This is a genomic window from Holdemania massiliensis AP2 (genome assembly GCF_000327285.1).
GTDB lineage: Bacteria > Bacillota_I > Bacilli_A > Erysipelotrichales > Erysipelotrichaceae > Holdemania > Holdemania massiliensis.
This window is the reverse complement of sequence record NZ_HE998570.1, coordinates 231,387-246,565: the sequence shown is the minus strand read 5'-3', so window position 1 is coordinate 246,565 and position 15,179 is coordinate 231,387. Positions and strand designations below refer to the sequence as shown.

Genomic DNA, 15,179 nt, shown 5'->3' with positions numbered 1-15,179 from the left:
TTCAATTCAATGTCTTTATTGTAACGGAAGTCCGGGTTCTTTTTCAACGGCGACGATCTATTTCATCGCCAGAGCGCTGCGCGCGGCAATCCGGCCGAAGGTCACAGTATCGGGGATCGAACAGGAACCCAGACGGTTCGCACCGTGAATCCCGCCGGTCACTTCTCCTGCCGCATACAGGCCGGGGATCGGCTCACCCTGTGAGTCGAGGACACGGGCCTCCGTGTCAATCTGAACTCCGCCCATCGTATGATGAACGGAAACCACTGCGGAAAACATCATATATGGGCCTTCACCTAACGGCTGCAGCTGGTCCTTGCGGCCGAAATCCGGATCTGATCCTTTCGCGGCATATTGATTATAACGATTCACCGCCGCTTCCAGTCCGGCTGGGGGAATATCGAAAAACGCGGCGCATTCCTGCAGCGTTCCCATCGCCAGAACTCCCTGATCATAACAGCGCTGAACCTCCGCTTCAATCGTTTCATCCAGCTGCATTTCATCAACGACGGATTGTTCGATCAGCTCGTAGATCATCGCTCCGGTTTGATTCAGCGCAGCTTCCGACAAATTATCCCGGGTTTCCTTCTCATCGACAAACCGCCGGCCTTCCTTGTTCACCAATAAAGCGTTGGCTGTCAGGCGCGCATAGTCGAGAAAGTAATAGTTGCCGGTCGCCGGATTGTTGACCGGATAGAGCTGGATATATTCCATCCCGATCAGTTGAGCGCCAATCGCTTGGGCCATCCGCAAACCGTCGCCGGTGATTGCCGGGGAATTGGTTGTCGGGATCTTCTCATCCAGCTTGTTCCAATGCGTATCATACTGCATCCGCATTTCTACGTTGGCGCCGAATCCGCCGGTCGTTAAGATCACGCCTTTGCGGGCATAGAAACGCAGCGGGCGTCCGCCGCGGGTGGCTTCAATGCCGATTACCCGGCCGCTTTCATCCTGCAGAAAGCGTTCGGCACGGGTGTTGTATTCAACCTGCACGCCCAGAGATTCTGCTTTTTTGATCAAGGTATCCACATATTGCGGGCCATCGCCGATCGGCCACAGTGTTCTTGCCACGGTATGGCCGCCGTACCAGGATTGGTAATCGCGATATTGGACCCCGACAAAATCCCGCAGCCACTGCGCGTTGGGCAGCGCGTTCTGCGCTAAAATCCGCACCAATTCGGGATTGCCTAATTGCTTGCCGCCCTTCATTAAATCATCATAAAACAAATCCGGACTGTCCTTGTCGATTCCCTCCTGCCGCTGCACCCAGTTTAGCGGAGCGGCAAATTCACCTCCGGACATCCGCGTATTGCCGCCGCCGAAGGACATTTTTTCCACGATCAGAACTTCGTCCTCACTTTGCGAAAGCGCCTCGATCGCCGCGGCAAACCCGGCGCCGCCGCCGCCGACAATCAGTACGTCGCATTCCGTTGCCTGTTCGTTTTTTTCCTCATCGCTCCAGCCCAGCTGCTGCTCGCTGAGCCCAGCCTGATCCAGCGCGTTGTGAACCGCCTGCAAAAAACCCTGAGAGGTATACGTCGCGCCGCTGACCGGCTCCACCTGCAGGGAGTTCTTGGACAAGATCTCATCGCTCATCTGCACCATCGCTGTATCAAAACCGGGAATTTCATTATGCGAAAGGATCTCAATGTGCTGAATTTGATTGCGGTCGATCATCACATCCACCTGAATTTCTCCCTGCTTGCCCTGGCCGGTTCCCGTAAAAGTTCCGCTGATCCGGCCTTGATCATCGACTTCTTTCACCACACGGGCAGAAGGCGCGCAGCCGGAAAGAACCAGACAGAGAACCAGGATCCTCCACCCCCGCTTCATCGTCCTTCTCCCTGATCAGCGGCATTGCGGTATTCCTTGGGGGAAAGACCGGTTTGTTTCTTAAAGATCCGCGAGAAATAGAACTGATCGCTGTAACCGCACCGTCCGGCAACTTCCTTCACCGGCAGCTCTTTCTGCCTCAGCAGCCGCTGCGCCAGATCCATCCGCAAATCCGTGATCAGTTCCACCAGCGTTTTTCCGGTAGCCGTTTTCACCAGCTTGAACAAGGTTGAATGACTGATTGAAAACTGTTCCTGCAGCTTTTCGGCATTGAGATCCGGATCGGTAAAATGTTCATATAAATAGCGGATCAGCGAAGCGGGTTCAGGTTCTTTTTCCTTCACTAGGCGAAGCAGCTTGCGCTGTTCCATGCGGCTTTGAAATCGCTGCGCCGACTGACGCAGCGCGTCTTCCAATTCCTCATCCTCCACCGGCTTCAACAAATAGAAGTCCACATGATGCTGGATCGCTTTCTGGGCATAACTGAAAGAATCATAGCCGGACAGGATCAGAATCACGCAGTCCTGATCCTGAGCGCGGATCTGCTCGATGCATTCCAGCCCGTTCATCAGCGGCATGTTGATATCCAGCACCAACAGATCCGGCGTCATTTTTTCATAGCAGTCCATGACCTGACGGCCGTTTTCCGCCGCCGCGACGACCTGAATTCCCAGATTCAGCGATTCGATCTGGCGAATTAAACCATTGCGGATATTTTCTTCATCATCGCCGACTAAAGCGCGGATCATACCGATTCCTCCTTTTTATCGATAGGCAGAATGAGCGTGATGCAGGTACCCTGCCCCAATGTGCTCTCGATGTTCAGCTGGGCCTTTTCGCCATATTCAATCCGACAGCGGCGCAGCACATTCTGTAATCCATAGTGACCTTCCATCTGTTGATTCTGCAGCGCCTGACGCAGTGTCTGCAGCGTCCCTTCATCCATGCCCACGCCATCATCCGTCACCTGAATCTGCAGCGTATCGTCCAGCAAGCTGGCGCTGACACGAATTGTTCCGCCGTTTTCCTTCGGTTTTAAGCCATGGTTAATCGCATTTTCAACCAACGGCTGAATCAGGATTTTCAGCATCGGCAGATCGCGCGCCGCCTCATCCAGCTCCAATGTATAATTTAGTTTCTGACCGTAACGGATTTTCTGCATCGTCAGATAGGCTTCCGTATGCTTAAATTCCTGCGCCAGCGTAATCTTTTCCTGACCGTTGCTCAAAAAGATCCGAAAGTAGGTTGACAGCGATGTAATCGCTTTGGCGACTTCATCCGCCCCCTGCGCTTTAGCCATCCATTTGAGGTTGTCCAGCGTATTGTAAAGGAAATGCGGCTTGATCTGAGCCTGCAGCACTTTCAACTCAGCCTGACGTTTTTCCGCCTGTTCCTCATAAATCCGGTCGATCAGCGAAATGATTTCATCGAGCATCGCATTGTAGGAACGGCCCAGCGAATCAATTTCATCGCGCGTTCCCGGCAGCGTATAATAGGCGTCCAGCGTTCCTTCCTCCACCCGCTTCATCTGTCCCTGCAGCGCCCGGATCGGCTTAAGCACCCACTGCACCAGCGAAGCGCCCATGACGATGTTGATCACAAGCAAAACGCAGAACAAAATCAGAACGCCGATCAGGATCTGGTTGGTCGAACGGCCGATCACGGAATCCTGCACCAGCGTACAGAATACCCAGTCGTCGTATTCCGTCACCGGCGACACAAACAGCGTTGCCCACTGCCCCCGTGCATCGCGCACGCGGAATTGATCGGAACTGATAATGGCCTGCATATCCAGCTGATCCAAAGCAGGGCGGGAGAGGACGTTTTCCACAAAGTATTCCTCATCCGTCGTGATCAGATCCTTATTCCGGGTCATGACCCAGCTGCGGCCTTCATAAATCTGAACGGGATTGACAATTTCCTTTAACCGCACCGTCGGAATCGCTGCGCAGAGCAGCGCTTCTTTGATGCCGGTCCCGCCCAGAACCGGGTAGTAGAAAAGCATCACCTGCCGATGCTCCGGATTGACAACCGGCAGGGAGAGAATAAATTCGCGGTCATCCTGATAAGCCAGCTGATAATCGTTGTGATCCATCAGGTTCTCCACAGCGCTGGAATTAATCCAGCAGAACCCATTTTTTCCGATGTAGGAGAAGGTTTCCATCGTTTCTCCGTTCTTTTTATACAGCTCGGTAAAACGGTCGATCAGCGGCGTAATTTCCCGCACGTCCATCGAACTGAAAGCGGGAATCGCCGCGATCGTGCGGTATTCCACAGCCATGCGCTTCACCCACATGCTGACCTCATTGGCTTTGGATTCAACCATCTGACTGATCGCAAACCGGGTCTGTGTCATCGTCCGGGGACGGACAGAAAAGCCGATATACGCGCCCAACGCGGAAAAGACCAGCAGGCTGGCCAGCGAAAAGAAGAATATAATTTTATGCCGGATGCTGAACTTCATCATACTTCCCCTTTTTCTGTTCTTATTTTATCATACTTCTTTCTTACAGCGTCAGCGATTGCTGGAATCTTATGTCACACTAGCAAGGATATTATAATGAAATATCAAAGAAAGACTAAAAAAATTTCTATAGATTTTAATCAAATGATATAGTTATGTTAGGAGGCAAAACAATGTATAGAAAAATTCTTTGTATCTGTGTTTTTGTTTTATTTGCTTTATGCGCCTGTGATTCAAATGATAAATCTGCTGTACCGGATTCTGATCCTGCCACCTCTAACAATCCAGAGTTAATATCAACTCCTATTTCTACCTTAGATAGCTCATCAAGTAATGATTCTATTAATATTTTTTCTAATGAAATGACTAAATTCACATGTCCATCTTTAGAGTATTATGGTCTTACCGAAGAAAAACTAGGGTCTGGTTTCTATCTTGTTTTTTATAGTGACGGCACTTTTAGAATTGGTTATAGTGAAACTGGAGGAGATTATTATTATGGAAGATTTGAAGAAATAGAAGAGAATTTGTTCTATTACTATGGGGAAGTACTCGATTATACTAAATTGACAAGTTGTGAGGGCGAGGGTTGTTTTATTATGCCTGAAATAACAGATAAAACTATTGATGGTTATACAAGACTGGACGGAAACACTATGTATTTTATACCCCATGAAATTTCCAAAGATGATCTTAGAACATATTCTGATGATAAGGGCTGTATTTATAACAAATAGAGAATAAGTCTTTTTTATATCTTAGACTACTTCAACAATAAAAAAACACTTTTGAATTGAACCTCAGCCTCATAAATATCAAGTATCATGGCTATTACTATCCTATATCTTTAATTTTCCTGCGCAAATCTTGACTTAAAGAGAGTAGCGATTAAAATTAAAGTAATCAGAACATGCTTTATGCTTCAGTATTATGAAGAATAAAACAGACCCGATATCAAGGTCGGCGCAAAAGTGCAAATTGTACCAAAGGCTAATCAGCGCACGGAATTGACAAATAAGCTTCATCTACTTTTTAGATTTTATATCGACACTTAAATTATTAGACTTCACAACTACGATCAATTCTTCGTCCAATTAAAACTCGGCCTTAAAATTACTACATTTTTTAAATAGCTAAAAGCTTCAGGATGCCTTTATTAAAGGTGTTTCCTGAGGCTTAACTTTGTCTAACTGTCAAAGATGGGATTGAGTGTCAGCAATTGCCATAATCTCATGCCCAGGAAACAGGATCAAGACCATTCTGCAGGACTCACGAGTAACCTAAATGAATCAAAATCAAAAGTTCCCTGCACTCACAATACAAAAAGCGGCAGTTCTGCGCATCCTTTAACGCCGCTGCCGCTTTCTTTCCTGTTATTTTTTCTCGGTTTTATTCAAATATTCGTCGATCTTCTTTTTCTGATCTTCCGGAATCTTCCGCTCAATCGGGAACACGACGCTTTGATCGAGCTGCTTGAGGAAATTCAGCACAATTTGGGTCGTCTTTGCAAGACTGTCGGCACTCAGATAATCCAGCACGTCATGCCGGTTGTGAATGTAGTTGGCGCCTCTTTCCCCGAAACGCATGAAGCTGACGGAAGGAATGCCCTGATCAGAGAACGGGACTTCATCGCTGGAATAAACCTCGCTTTTTACCTCGAGCTGAATCCCAGCCTGCGCCGCATAGGTTTTTACCATCGCTTCCAGTTCAATCGGGCCTAAGCACCAGGCGCTGTCATGCCCCAAAACAGCACCGGCCACATCCACATTCACGTTAAAACGGATCGCCTTGAGATCGTCTTCATGCGTATCCACATAGGCATGGGAGCCCAATAAGCCCCGTTCCTCACTGCCGCACCAGATAAAACGCAGCGTGCGGTTAGGCTGATGATCGTGGAAATGTTGCAGCAGCTCCATCAAAATGACGCTGCCTGCGCCGTTGTCATACACACCGGTGCTGTATTCAACGGAATCATAATGCGCGGTCAGCACGATGACCTCTTCCGGTCGGGTTAAGCCCTGAATTTCAGCGATGACGTTCTGCGAAACCGCCTTCAGCGGCTTCTGTTGGACCACCAGCGTGATCATCTTCGGGTTTTCCTGCACCAGCCGCATCGCATCCTGAATCGTCATGTTGACGCCCGGAAGACGGCCTAATTCCGCCAGTTTGTCGCGCAGTTCGCGATGGGCGATATCCGTGGTTTCCGCACTGTCCCGCGCTTCGCCATTGTAGGTAATAAAGCCGACAGCGCCGCTTTCAACTAAAGCCTTATACAATTTATAATTCAGATAGCCGTTGACCAGGACGATCTTGCCGCTGGCCTGTTGCTGACTGACGGCGCCGGGATATTCCATATAATAGAACGGTGCGGTGATGCCGCTGTCTTCGGTTTCCCCACAGCCGCCGTAAGCCGTGACCGTGTAGCTGGTTTTCTCCGTGGCACAGCTGACCTTTTCGATGCTCTGATCGGCAACCTCAAACATTTCCAGACGCGCCTTTTCCCCGCAAGCTTCTACGGCTTCCCGCAAAAGCTCTGCCGCCTGTTTTTCCTGTTGGGTGCCGCTGACGCGGACAAAGCCGATTTTCTGCAGTAATTCCCATTGTGTTGTTTTCATTCTTCTAACCTCTTTTCATAAGCAACCCGTAAACTCAGGTCACGATGCAGCTGAATGACGCCGCATAACTGATAGTTGTGTTTTTCCAGCAAACGCCGCATCGAAGCATTGTCCTGATGCGTGTCAATTTTGATGCTCAGCACGCCGCGCTGAGAGCACATCTGTTCTGCCTGTGCCAGAATCCAGCCGGCAATCCCCTGACCTTTCAGCTGCTCATCGACAGCGATGCGGTGAATCACGGCATAGGGCCGATCCGTCAGCCATTGGCCGCTGACCATCGTCGTGTAGTTTTCATCCGGTGTAAACGCCACCGTCGCGCAGCCCGCGATCATCTTATCCTGCTCCGCAACGTAAGCAGTGCCGTTTTGAATATCCTGAAGCAGGGTTGCTTCATCCGGATAGCCATCCTGCCACTGATCAATTCCCTGGGCTTTGAAGTATGCCTGCGCCTGATGCAGAATCGCCATCACAGCCGGCAGATCATGGGTTTCCATTCTTCTGAGTTCCATTCCGATTCCCCCTTTTCTTCTTTTTCTGATCCTCTGAGTTCCTTTCTTTCTGGCTTATTCCAAAAAATCGCAGGTTCCCATAGGGCGTTGGAGAAAGCCCTGCAGCTGGATCATTTCAGCACAAACCTGGTCCCGTTGTGCAGGAGTCAGCGCTTTGAACAAGGTGATGCGGGCCTGAGCCTTCCCCTTTTGTACCGGGGCGTTCCAGATCCCAACAATCTGTGACTTGTGAAGCACAACGCCGGGACTTCCGACAAGCCGCCAGACTTTTTTCTGTGCGGCCGGATCCGTCAGAATCCAGCTGCGCTGAGGCAAATCCAGAAACGGATCATGTGTGCCCAGCAGCTGCATCGCGGAAGTTTCCTGCGGCAGCCTGTCCAGCTCTTCCAGATCCGCTTTCAGCATCCATCCACGCTGGCCCTGCACGTCAACCTCAATCCGCTCAGCCTCACTCAACGCCCACAGCCGTTGCGCCTGCATCCGGCTGCAGCCCGTCCAGCGGGCAAAATCCTGAACCGAGGCTGGACCGTAGCAGTGCAGAAATTGATCGACGATCCGTTGCGGCTGCTGCTGATTATCAAGCGCGCTTCCAAACCAGGCGGAGGGACTGAGAAAGACGGGTTCCTGCTTCTGTCTTTCTCCCATCATCACGCGCCCTTCCAGCGAACACTGCCGAAGCAGATACGACACCGCCGCTTCCAGCAGCGTTTGATTTTTGGCAACCAGCGAAGGTTCATCCGCCTGGCTGCGCACGGATGGAGGCAAATAAGATTTCATCGCTTCCGCCAGAACATGATCCAGCTGTGCTTTGCCGACAACCACGCTGTCGTCTAAAATGCGGCAGGCCTGCCGCAATGCTTCCAGCAAGACCTTTTGATCTGCCTTTAACGCTTGGGCAGTGTAGCTCAGCGGTTGGGCATAGATCGGAACTTCATCCTCCTGCGCGGCCAGTGCGCCTAAAAAAGTCCCGGCTTCGGCCGTTGGAAAAATCGTCGGTGCCCCGCGCAGACTCCACGCCTGCATTAAGCGTTTGGTTTCGATCAGCTCGCAATGCAGATCATTCCGGCTGACGGCTTCAACCCGCGCCCTGACAGCCAGTTCCCAGCTTCCCGGCGGACTGTTGACAAAACCGCAGGCTGAAGCCGCTTCCAGAATTTGATCTCGGGGCAGCTTTCTGTCCAGATGATGAGCATGCCGCATCCGGCAGACCGCTTGTTCTTTCGTCATGCTGCGCATATCTGACTCCTTTTGTCCATGCTTTCAGTGTATCACAAAACAAGCTTCCCTCACCATAAGAAAAGCGAAGATTTACTGCGCCAGCAGTGTCTTCGCCCGTTGTCTTCCTTCTTCAACCGCCGCTTCCGCCGGTGCGCCTTCAAACACGAAACCTTCGCCGCACAGAATCCCGCCGATCAGCCGCGTCCGTTCCTCCCACGGCTTCATATACGCACCCGCACCCCAGCCATAGGAGCCAAACAACAGCACCGGTTTTCCACGCAGATACGGCTCAATCTGTTCCAAAGCAGGCATAAACTCCGCTTCATCCAATTCCTCAACGCCATGGGCTGAACAGCCCAAAGCCCAATGGGTAATGGTTGGCAGCTCGGCCGCAGGCAGTGTGGACGCTGTGCACAGCACCACCTCTGCGCCTTCTTTCCGCGCCTGTTCCACAATTGCCATCGCCATCTGTTCTGTATTGCCGGTCGATGAAGCATACATAACCATACATTTTTTCATTGTTAACGATCCTCCTGATTTCAGGATGGTTCAATGACCTCAGTTTTAAACTGAAAATGATCAAAACGGCCTGCTTATCTAAACATTTTCCCGGCTTTCTTTCGCATAAGAAAAACGGAAGTTTCCCTCCGTTTTTGACCTTGGATTACAGTTTCAGGAATTTCTCGACATCCAGAACGAAGATGGTTGCTCCTCCGACCTGAACTTCTACCGGGAATGAAGCATACCGGCCGATATCGTAAGAAGCCGTCGAAGGAACGATTTCCGTTCTGCGCTTACTTTCATTGCCGATAATTTCAATAGCCTGATCCACCTTGTCGTCATCTGTGCCGACGATCATCGTTGTATTGCCTGCCCGCAGGAATCCGCCGGTAGTCGCCAGCCGCGTTACCTGGAAATTGGCTTTGGTTAAAGCAGAAGAAACACTGGAACTATCATCATTAGATACAATGGCTAAGATCAGTTTCATAATCAAGGCCTCCTTTTATGTATTTCTATTTTACCATATTTTGCCCGCCTTGAAATCCCTTTCCATGCATTTTCATACAAATTTCATTTCTTCTTACATTGATAATTTTTTTCTTTTCCTCTCCTTTTTCTTTGTTTATTCACGGATCTTCAGTCATATTTACAATCTTTTTGTTGGATTCTGCTATACTGAATTCATGAGAAGGGATACGGTCATGCAAAACGAAGTCTTTCAATATACGATTCAGCCGGACGCCCTGGGCCAGCGCTTATATCACTATCGGCTTAAGGCTTTCCGTATCGGGCGGATTTTAGCCAAGGCTGAGGAAAATCCTCAGTCCTACATTCATTTATTCCGCGTCAATTATATTCTTCGAGGCAAAGCGATGTTAATCATCGACGATCAGGCTTTTCCGGTCTGTTCAGGCCATGCCGTTATCATTCCGCCGCGAGGAATTTTAACTCAAGCTGATCCCACAGCGGAAGTCGAAGCTTACTTCATCAATTTTGACGTCAGCAATCTGACCCTGCGCGATGAGTTTTTAACCCGGCTGCTGGAGTGGTTTCCATTCTATCAGGTCCATGACAACAATCGGGAAATCCTGCTTTATTTCTTTGAACAGATTTTTAAGGAAGCCTCCCACTCCAATTTAGGTTCCTGTCTGATAGTGCAGAATCTGTTTTGTTCCCTGCTTATTAAAATGGTGCGCCTGGCTTGTGAGGGCGAAGCCGTTTTCAATCTGCAGCCTACTGCCATCAATTCAACGCATTATCTGATCAGCCGGGCGGTCAGCTACATTTATCAGCATATCGGCAATCCAGTCAGCGTCAAAGCGGTAGCGGACCATCTGAATATCAGTGAGATCTATCTTTATAAGCTGTTCAAGGAACACACTCAGCAATCGCCGCAGACCTTTATTCTTGAATATCGAATGCAGCTGGCCTGCGAATATCTCAGCAACCCGGAATATTCGATGAAGGAGATCGCGCAGCAGCTGGGCTTTGCGAGCGCGGATTATTTTTCAGCCAGCTTTCATAAATATGCCGGCTGTTCACCTTCAGCCTACCGTCAAAAGCAGCTCCCTGCCAATCTAATTCCAATCCAAAGCAAGAAGCATCCCTGATCAAAAATCCAACCCTTTAATCCGTTGGCTTATTCAGCAAATAAAATGAGGAATCGTTATGGAAAACACAATTTTTCAATATGATATTCATCCGGATGAATTAGGCAGGCGCCTTTATCAATACCGGATCAAGGCGTTTCATGCCGGCTATCTCAAAGCCGCTGCCGAGGAAAACCCGCAGTCGTATATTCATTTATTCCGCATCGACTATATCGTAAGAGGCCACGGATTAATTCTGGCGGATCAGCAGGTTTATCCGGTGGAAGCCGGCTCTGCGGTCTTTCTTCCGCCCAGCGCTTTATTGATCCCCACCGAAGAACAGGAAGAACTAGAGGTTTATTTTGTCAACTTTGAGATCAGCAATCTGCCGATGCGGCAGGAATTTTTAAGACGCATGAGCAGTCTGATACCCCAGTTTCAGGTCCGGGATACGGAAGATCAGGCGATGAAATTTATGTTGGAAAACATCTTTGCGGAAGCTTCTAACCATCAGCCCGGCGGCTGTCTGATCATTCAGAACTTGTTTTCTTCCCTGCTGATCTTCATGGTACGGCAGGCGCAGAAAGGTCTGGCACCTCACTCCCTGGCTCCGGTTCCCGTCAAAAACACCAACTATCTGATCAGCCGGGCGGTCAGCTATATTCAGCTTCATCTTCAGGAAAACCTGAGTGTGAAAGGATTAGCTCAGCATTTGGGAATCAGCGAAATCTATCTCTACAAACTGTTTAAGGCGCATACCGGTCAATCTGTTCAGCTGTTTATCCTCAATTATCGGCTGCTGATCGCCAAAGACTATCTGAGCAATCCTGACTATACCGTTAAGATGATCGCGGATGAATTGGGATTTGCAAGTCCGCATCATTTCTCCTCGATCTTCCGCAAGCATGTCGGCATTTCGCCTACGGGCTACCGCCGTCAGCTTCAGGAACAGAATGAAATGCTGCTGAATCCAGAATAACCGCGGATTCGCAGATAAAGAAAAAACTCCGATTCCAAAGCCGTCCGTTTCCTTGATTCAGAAAAGGTGAGGCTATGTGTTCAGAGTTTTTTATATTTCAGATTCCGGCACGGCGGTTCCTCAGCCGTTTCATCGAAATTTGAATTGTTGAATTAATCTGCCAGAGCTTTCGCAGCCAACGCTTTGAAGCCATCAACGCCGATCGTGCAGGAAGTCATCAGATCCGGATCCGTCGTCTTGCCTGCTTCATCCACCGGCAGCGCTTCAATCTCAGCTGCGGATTTCCCCTCCATCCAATGGGTCAGGCCTTCAATCTGCTGATACCATTCCTTGCCGATAGAGCTGGCTTTGACCATGCCGTAGCCGTCTTTCAGTTCGCCTTTGGTCAGGGACGACTGACTCTTTTCCATGTCGACTTTGCCTTCGGCTGAGAACTGTCCCTGATTCTGGGCGGTATCCAGCAGTGTAAAGAGAACCGTTCCCTGCTCGTCAGTCCCCATCAAAATGTAGCTTGTATTGACCTGAACGCTGCCTAAAGCGTCAGCGGCCGCATCCTTGACGGTCAGTTCGGATTCACTGGCACTGTGCATCGCTGCTGCGTTAGCAACCGGCTGCAGCGATTGCGAGGCTTTTTCCACAGCAGCCAGGAAATCACTGACGCCGATCGTGCAGGAAGTCATCACATCCGCTTCGGTCGTCTTTCCATCTTCGCCTACCGGCAAATTCATGATTTCTTCCATCGTCTTTCCTGTCATCCAGGCCTCCAGAGCTTCTGCCTGCTGATGCCATTCCTTGCCGATGGAGCTGGCTTTGATCATGCCGTAACCTTCGCCCTGTTCCTTTTTTGTCGGACGGGCTGCATTCTTCTCGGCATCTCCCAGTCCTTCGTTGCTGAAGGCACCGCTGTTTTGAGCGGTATCCAGAGAAACATAGACTACCTTGCCCATGTCATCCAAAACAAGGGAAGCGATTGTCGTATTGATTTCAATCGAGCCTTCCTTATCTGCCTGGGCATCGTTCGTTTTCAAACTCGTGACACTAGCAATACCAGCCTGCCAAGTTCCCGTCGTTTCCGGGGCAGCAGAAGGTTCTGTGGTTGGAGTCATGGTCGGTTCTGGTTTATTCTGGGCAGCACAGCCGGCAAGCAGCGCCAGCGAAGCCGCGATCGCAAACAGTTTTTTCATCGTGTATTTCCTTCTTTCCGGGCTTAATTATAGGCACTCTTGGAAAGAAACAGAATAAGCTGATCCATACTCTTGATCCTCTTATCCATACTCTCTGTAAAGACACAAAGGGAAACGGGCTGACCGGATGAAGATTAAAACCAAAAGAAAACTCTGTGGATCAACAAGATCCGCAGAGCATTTCAGATCCTTCTTTGGAAAGAATCAGACGTTAAAACGGAAATGCATGACGTCGCCGTCCTGAACGATATAGTCCTTGCCTTCCAGACGCAGCCGGCCTGCTTCCTTCAACGCCGCTTCGCTCTTGTACGTCATCAGATCCTCATAACTGTAAGTTTCCGCCCGAATGAAACCGCGCTGGAAATCCGTGTGGATAATGCCCGCGCATTCCGGAGCTGTCATGCCTTCGCGGAACGTCCAGGCCCGCACTTCCGGTTCCCCGGCCGTGAAGTAGGTTTTTAAGCCCAGCAAATGATAAGCCGATTTGATCACCCGATCCAGACCCGATTCCGGAATTCCCAATTCTTCCAGAAACGTCCGCTTTTCTTCTTTTTCCAGCGATGACAGTTCTTCTTCAATCTGGGCGCAGATGGCGATCACATCGTTATTCTCCGCCTCGGCGTAGGCTTTCACCTTTTGATAATAGCCATTGTTTTCAGGATCGGCAATATCATCCTCCGACATATTCGCGACATAAATCATCGGTTTAGCCGTCAGCAGCTGATATCCCTTGGCGATCAGGGCTTCTTCTTTAGTCAGCTCAACGCCGCGGGCAGCCTTGCCCTCGCGCAGCGCTTCCACCAGTTTGCTTAACACGGCATATTCTGCCGCGGCTTCCTTATCTTTCGCCTGGGCTTTGCGCTCGACCTTTGTAATGCGGTTTTCCACCGTCTGCAAGTCGGCCAGCGCCAGCTCCAGATTGATAATCTCAATATCGCGGATCGGATCGACAGAGCCTTCAACATGGGTGATATCCGGATTGTCAAAGCAGCGCACGACATGGCAGACCGCGTCAACCTGACGGATATGACTCAGAAACTGATTCCCCAGCCCTTCCCCCTGGGAAGCCCCTTTGACTAACCCGGCGATGTCTGTAAATTCAAAAGTCGTGCGGATAATTTTCTTCGGCCTGAACAACGCCGAAATGTTGTCGATCCGCTCATCCGGCACCTCGACAACGCCGACATTGGGCTGAATCGTTGCGAACGGATAGTTCGCCGCCTCGACCTGACTTTGGGTGATGGCGTTAAACAGGGTGGACTTGCCGACATTCGGCAGTCCTACGATACCTGCGGTTAATGACATAAGTTTTTCATCCTTTCACTGTGCGGTCTTCTTCTGATTCAGACCGCTCGAATCCTTTATTAGTTTACCTTTTTTCAGGCTGATTCTCAAGATGCAGCATGCGGTAAAAACAGAAAAGACGGTTTTACTCCGCCTTGTCCGCTTTCTCGATGAGTTTTTTTGCATTTCCGCTCAAATTCCGAACGGGGAAACATGATCGCCGCGCCGCAGCCCAAACATTTAATTTTAATGTCGGCGCCCATGCGGATGATCTTCCAGTATTTTGATTTGTGGCAGGGATGTTCCTTCTTCATTTCAACAATATCGTTTAAATCATAATCTGTAATCATAAGCTATTCCCCTTCATGTTGGCGATAGGCCTTCAAGGTATTTTTCAGCAGCATCGTGATTGTCATCGGGCCTACGCCTTTGGGAACCGGGGTAATGAACCCGGCCTTCGGTTCAACCGACGCGAAATCCACGTCGCCGACCAGCTTGCCCTGTTCATTGCGGTTAATCCCCACGTCGATGACAGCCGCGCCTTCCTTGACATACTCCGCTGTGACCATTTTTGCCCGGCCGACCGCCGCGATCAGAATATCCGCTTCAGCGCACACCTGCGGCAGATTTTCCGTTTTGGAATGGCAGATCGTAACCGTCGCGTTTTCATTGAGAAGCAGCCGGGCTACCGGCGCGCCGACCAGATTGCTTCGGCCCAGCACCACCGCCCGCTTGCCCGACGGATTGACGCCCATGCGGTGCAGCAGCTCCATGCAGCCCAGCGGTGTGCATGGTACAAATCCGTCTTCCTTTAAGTGCAGCTTTCCGACGTTGATCGGATGGAATCCATCGACGTCCTTATCCGGCCGGATTTCACGAATAACCTGGGCGCTGTCCAGCCCCCGCGGCAGCGGCAGCTGACAAAGAATTCCATCGACGGCCGGATCTTCGTTCAGGCGGCGGACAACCGCCATCAATTCGTCCTGGGTCGTTGCTTCCGGCA

General features: G+C 50.2%; 15 protein-coding genes. 3 read left to right on the top strand and 12 right to left on the bottom strand.

Features of this window, described 5'->3' with window-relative positions:
- Positions 1-57: 57 nt before the first annotated feature.
- Genes BN162_RS15320 through BN162_RS15310 form a run of 3 tightly spaced genes read right to left on the bottom strand, consistent with a single transcriptional unit; the run spans position 58 to position 4,300 of the window.
- Complete coding sequence (locus tag BN162_RS15320; protein ID WP_020226009.1) at positions 58-1,833, bottom strand: flavocytochrome c; 1,776 nt, start codon at positions 1,831-1,833, stop codon at positions 58-60.
- Entirely contained in the window at positions 1,830-2,582 is a 753-nt protein-coding gene (locus BN162_RS15315; RefSeq protein ID WP_020226008.1) for a response regulator transcription factor, read from the bottom strand. Before BN162_RS15315 ends, BN162_RS15320 begins: the two co-directional genes overlap by 4 nt.
- Entirely contained in the window at positions 2,579-4,300 is a 1,722-nt protein-coding gene (locus BN162_RS15310) for a sensor histidine kinase (protein ID WP_040452282.1), read from the bottom strand. The genes BN162_RS15315 and BN162_RS15310 overlap by 4 nt, the downstream gene beginning before the upstream one ends.
- 170 nt (positions 4,301-4,470) lie before the next feature.
- Here BN162_RS15310 and BN162_RS15305 point away from each other — a divergent pair, with 170 nt between their 5' ends.
- Entirely contained in the window at positions 4,471-5,034 is a 564-nt protein-coding gene (locus tag BN162_RS15305; RefSeq protein WP_020226006.1) for a hypothetical protein, read from the top strand.
- A 636-nt stretch (positions 5,035-5,670) separates the two neighbouring features.
- On the opposite strand, the gene BN162_RS15300 is transcribed toward BN162_RS15305, so the two are convergent.
- From BN162_RS15300 to BN162_RS15280, 5 genes are all read right to left on the bottom strand, one after another.
- Complete coding sequence (locus BN162_RS15300) at positions 5,671-6,912, bottom strand: M28 family metallopeptidase (RefSeq protein WP_020226005.1); 1,242 nt, start codon at positions 6,910-6,912, stop codon at positions 5,671-5,673.
- Entirely contained in the window at positions 6,909-7,421 is a 513-nt protein-coding gene (locus tag BN162_RS15295; protein WP_020226004.1) for a GNAT family N-acetyltransferase, read from the bottom strand. The genes BN162_RS15300 and BN162_RS15295 overlap by 4 nt, the downstream gene beginning before the upstream one ends.
- Positions 7,422-7,475: 54 nt before the next feature.
- The gene (locus BN162_RS15290) at positions 7,476-8,648 is read right to left on the bottom strand and encodes a DNA glycosylase AlkZ-like family protein (protein WP_167540029.1); all 1,173 of its coding nucleotides are present in this window, start codon (positions 8,646-8,648) and stop codon (positions 7,476-7,478) included.
- Positions 8,649-8,729: 81 nt separating this feature from the next.
- Positions 8,730-9,158 (bottom strand): flavodoxin domain-containing protein, encoded by a 429-nt coding sequence (locus BN162_RS15285; RefSeq protein ID WP_020226002.1) that lies wholly within the window; start codon positions 9,156-9,158, stop codon positions 8,730-8,732.
- Between the two features lie 145 nt (positions 9,159-9,303).
- On the bottom strand, positions 9,304-9,627 hold the full coding sequence (locus tag BN162_RS15280; protein ID WP_006058515.1) for a cyclic-di-AMP receptor: 324 nt from the start codon (positions 9,625-9,627) through the stop codon (positions 9,304-9,306).
- A 214-nt stretch (positions 9,628-9,841) separates the two neighbouring features.
- Between BN162_RS15280 and BN162_RS15275 the strand changes: the two genes are divergently transcribed.
- Together BN162_RS15275 and BN162_RS15270 are read left to right on the top strand one after the other, a co-directional pair.
- Entirely contained in the window at positions 9,842-10,750 is a 909-nt protein-coding gene (locus tag BN162_RS15275) for an AraC family transcriptional regulator (RefSeq protein ID WP_167540028.1), read from the top strand.
- A 58-nt stretch (positions 10,751-10,808) separates the two neighbouring features.
- Positions 10,809-11,708: an AraC family transcriptional regulator gene (locus tag BN162_RS15270; RefSeq protein WP_020226000.1), complete on the top strand. Its 900-nt coding sequence runs from the start codon at positions 10,809-10,811 to the stop codon at positions 11,706-11,708.
- A 152-nt stretch (positions 11,709-11,860) separates the two neighbouring features.
- On the opposite strand, the gene BN162_RS15265 is transcribed toward BN162_RS15270, so the two are convergent.
- The 4 genes from BN162_RS15265 to BN162_RS15250 all read right to left on the bottom strand — a co-directional run.
- Positions 11,861-12,892, bottom strand: coding sequence for a hypothetical protein (locus BN162_RS15265; RefSeq protein WP_020225999.1), 1,032 nt, complete (start codon positions 12,890-12,892; stop codon positions 11,861-11,863).
- Between the two features lie 204 nt (positions 12,893-13,096).
- Positions 13,097-14,197 carry a redox-regulated ATPase YchF gene (ychF, locus tag BN162_RS15260; protein WP_020225998.1) on the bottom strand — a complete coding sequence of 367 codons (1,101 nt, stop codon included), beginning with the start codon at positions 14,195-14,197 and terminating at the stop codon, positions 13,097-13,099.
- Between the two features lie 86 nt (positions 14,198-14,283).
- Positions 14,284-14,526 carry a DUF951 domain-containing protein gene (locus BN162_RS15255; RefSeq protein ID WP_020225997.1) on the bottom strand — a complete coding sequence of 81 codons (243 nt, stop codon included), beginning with the start codon at positions 14,524-14,526 and terminating at the stop codon, positions 14,284-14,286.
- A gap of 3 nt (positions 14,527-14,529) precedes the next feature.
- Positions 14,530-15,179: bifunctional 5,10-methylenetetrahydrofolate dehydrogenase/5,10-methenyltetrahydrofolate cyclohydrolase (locus BN162_RS15250; RefSeq protein ID WP_040452279.1), on the bottom strand; the 650-nt coding region annotated here is incomplete at its 5' end.

Bases quoted from the DNA above. Each gene is read 5' to 3' on its own strand.
- BN162_RS15320 (WP_020226009.1), bottom strand. From the start codon at position 1,833: ATGAAGCGGGGGTGGAGGATCCTGGTTCTCTGTCTGGTTCTTTCCGGC.
- BN162_RS15315 (WP_020226008.1), bottom strand. From the start codon at position 2,582: ATGATCCGCGCTTTAGTCGGCGATGATGAAGAAAATATCCGCAATGGT.
- BN162_RS15310 (WP_040452282.1), bottom strand. From the start codon at position 4,300: ATGATGAAGTTCAGCATCCGGCATAAAATTATATTCTTCTTTTCGCTG.
- BN162_RS15305 (WP_020226006.1), top strand. From the start codon at position 4,471: ATGTATAGAAAAATTCTTTGTATCTGTGTTTTTGTTTTATTTGCTTTA.
- BN162_RS15300 (WP_020226005.1), bottom strand. From the start codon at position 6,912: ATGAAAACAACACAATGGGAATTACTGCAGAAAATCGGCTTTGTCCGC.
- BN162_RS15295 (WP_020226004.1), bottom strand. From the start codon at position 7,421: ATGGAACTCAGAAGAATGGAAACCCATGATCTGCCGGCTGTGATGGCG.
- BN162_RS15290 (WP_167540029.1), bottom strand. From the start codon at position 8,648: ATGACGAAAGAACAAGCGGTCTGCCGGATGCGGCATGCTCATCATCTG.
- BN162_RS15285 (WP_020226002.1), bottom strand. From the start codon at position 9,158: ATGAAAAAATGTATGGTTATGTATGCTTCATCGACCGGCAATACAGAA.
- BN162_RS15280 (WP_006058515.1), bottom strand. From the start codon at position 9,627: ATGAAACTGATCTTAGCCATTGTATCTAATGATGATAGTTCCAGTGTT.
- BN162_RS15275 (WP_167540028.1), top strand. From the start codon at position 9,842: ATGCAAAACGAAGTCTTTCAATATACGATTCAGCCGGACGCCCTGGGC.
- BN162_RS15270 (WP_020226000.1), top strand. From the start codon at position 10,809: ATGGAAAACACAATTTTTCAATATGATATTCATCCGGATGAATTAGGC.
- BN162_RS15265 (WP_020225999.1), bottom strand. From the start codon at position 12,892: ATGAAAAAACTGTTTGCGATCGCGGCTTCGCTGGCGCTGCTTGCCGGC.
- ychF (WP_020225998.1), bottom strand. From the start codon at position 14,197: ATGTCATTAACCGCAGGTATCGTAGGACTGCCGAATGTCGGCAAGTCC.
- BN162_RS15255 (WP_020225997.1), bottom strand. From the start codon at position 14,526: ATGATTACAGATTATGATTTAAACGATATTGTTGAAATGAAGAAGGAA.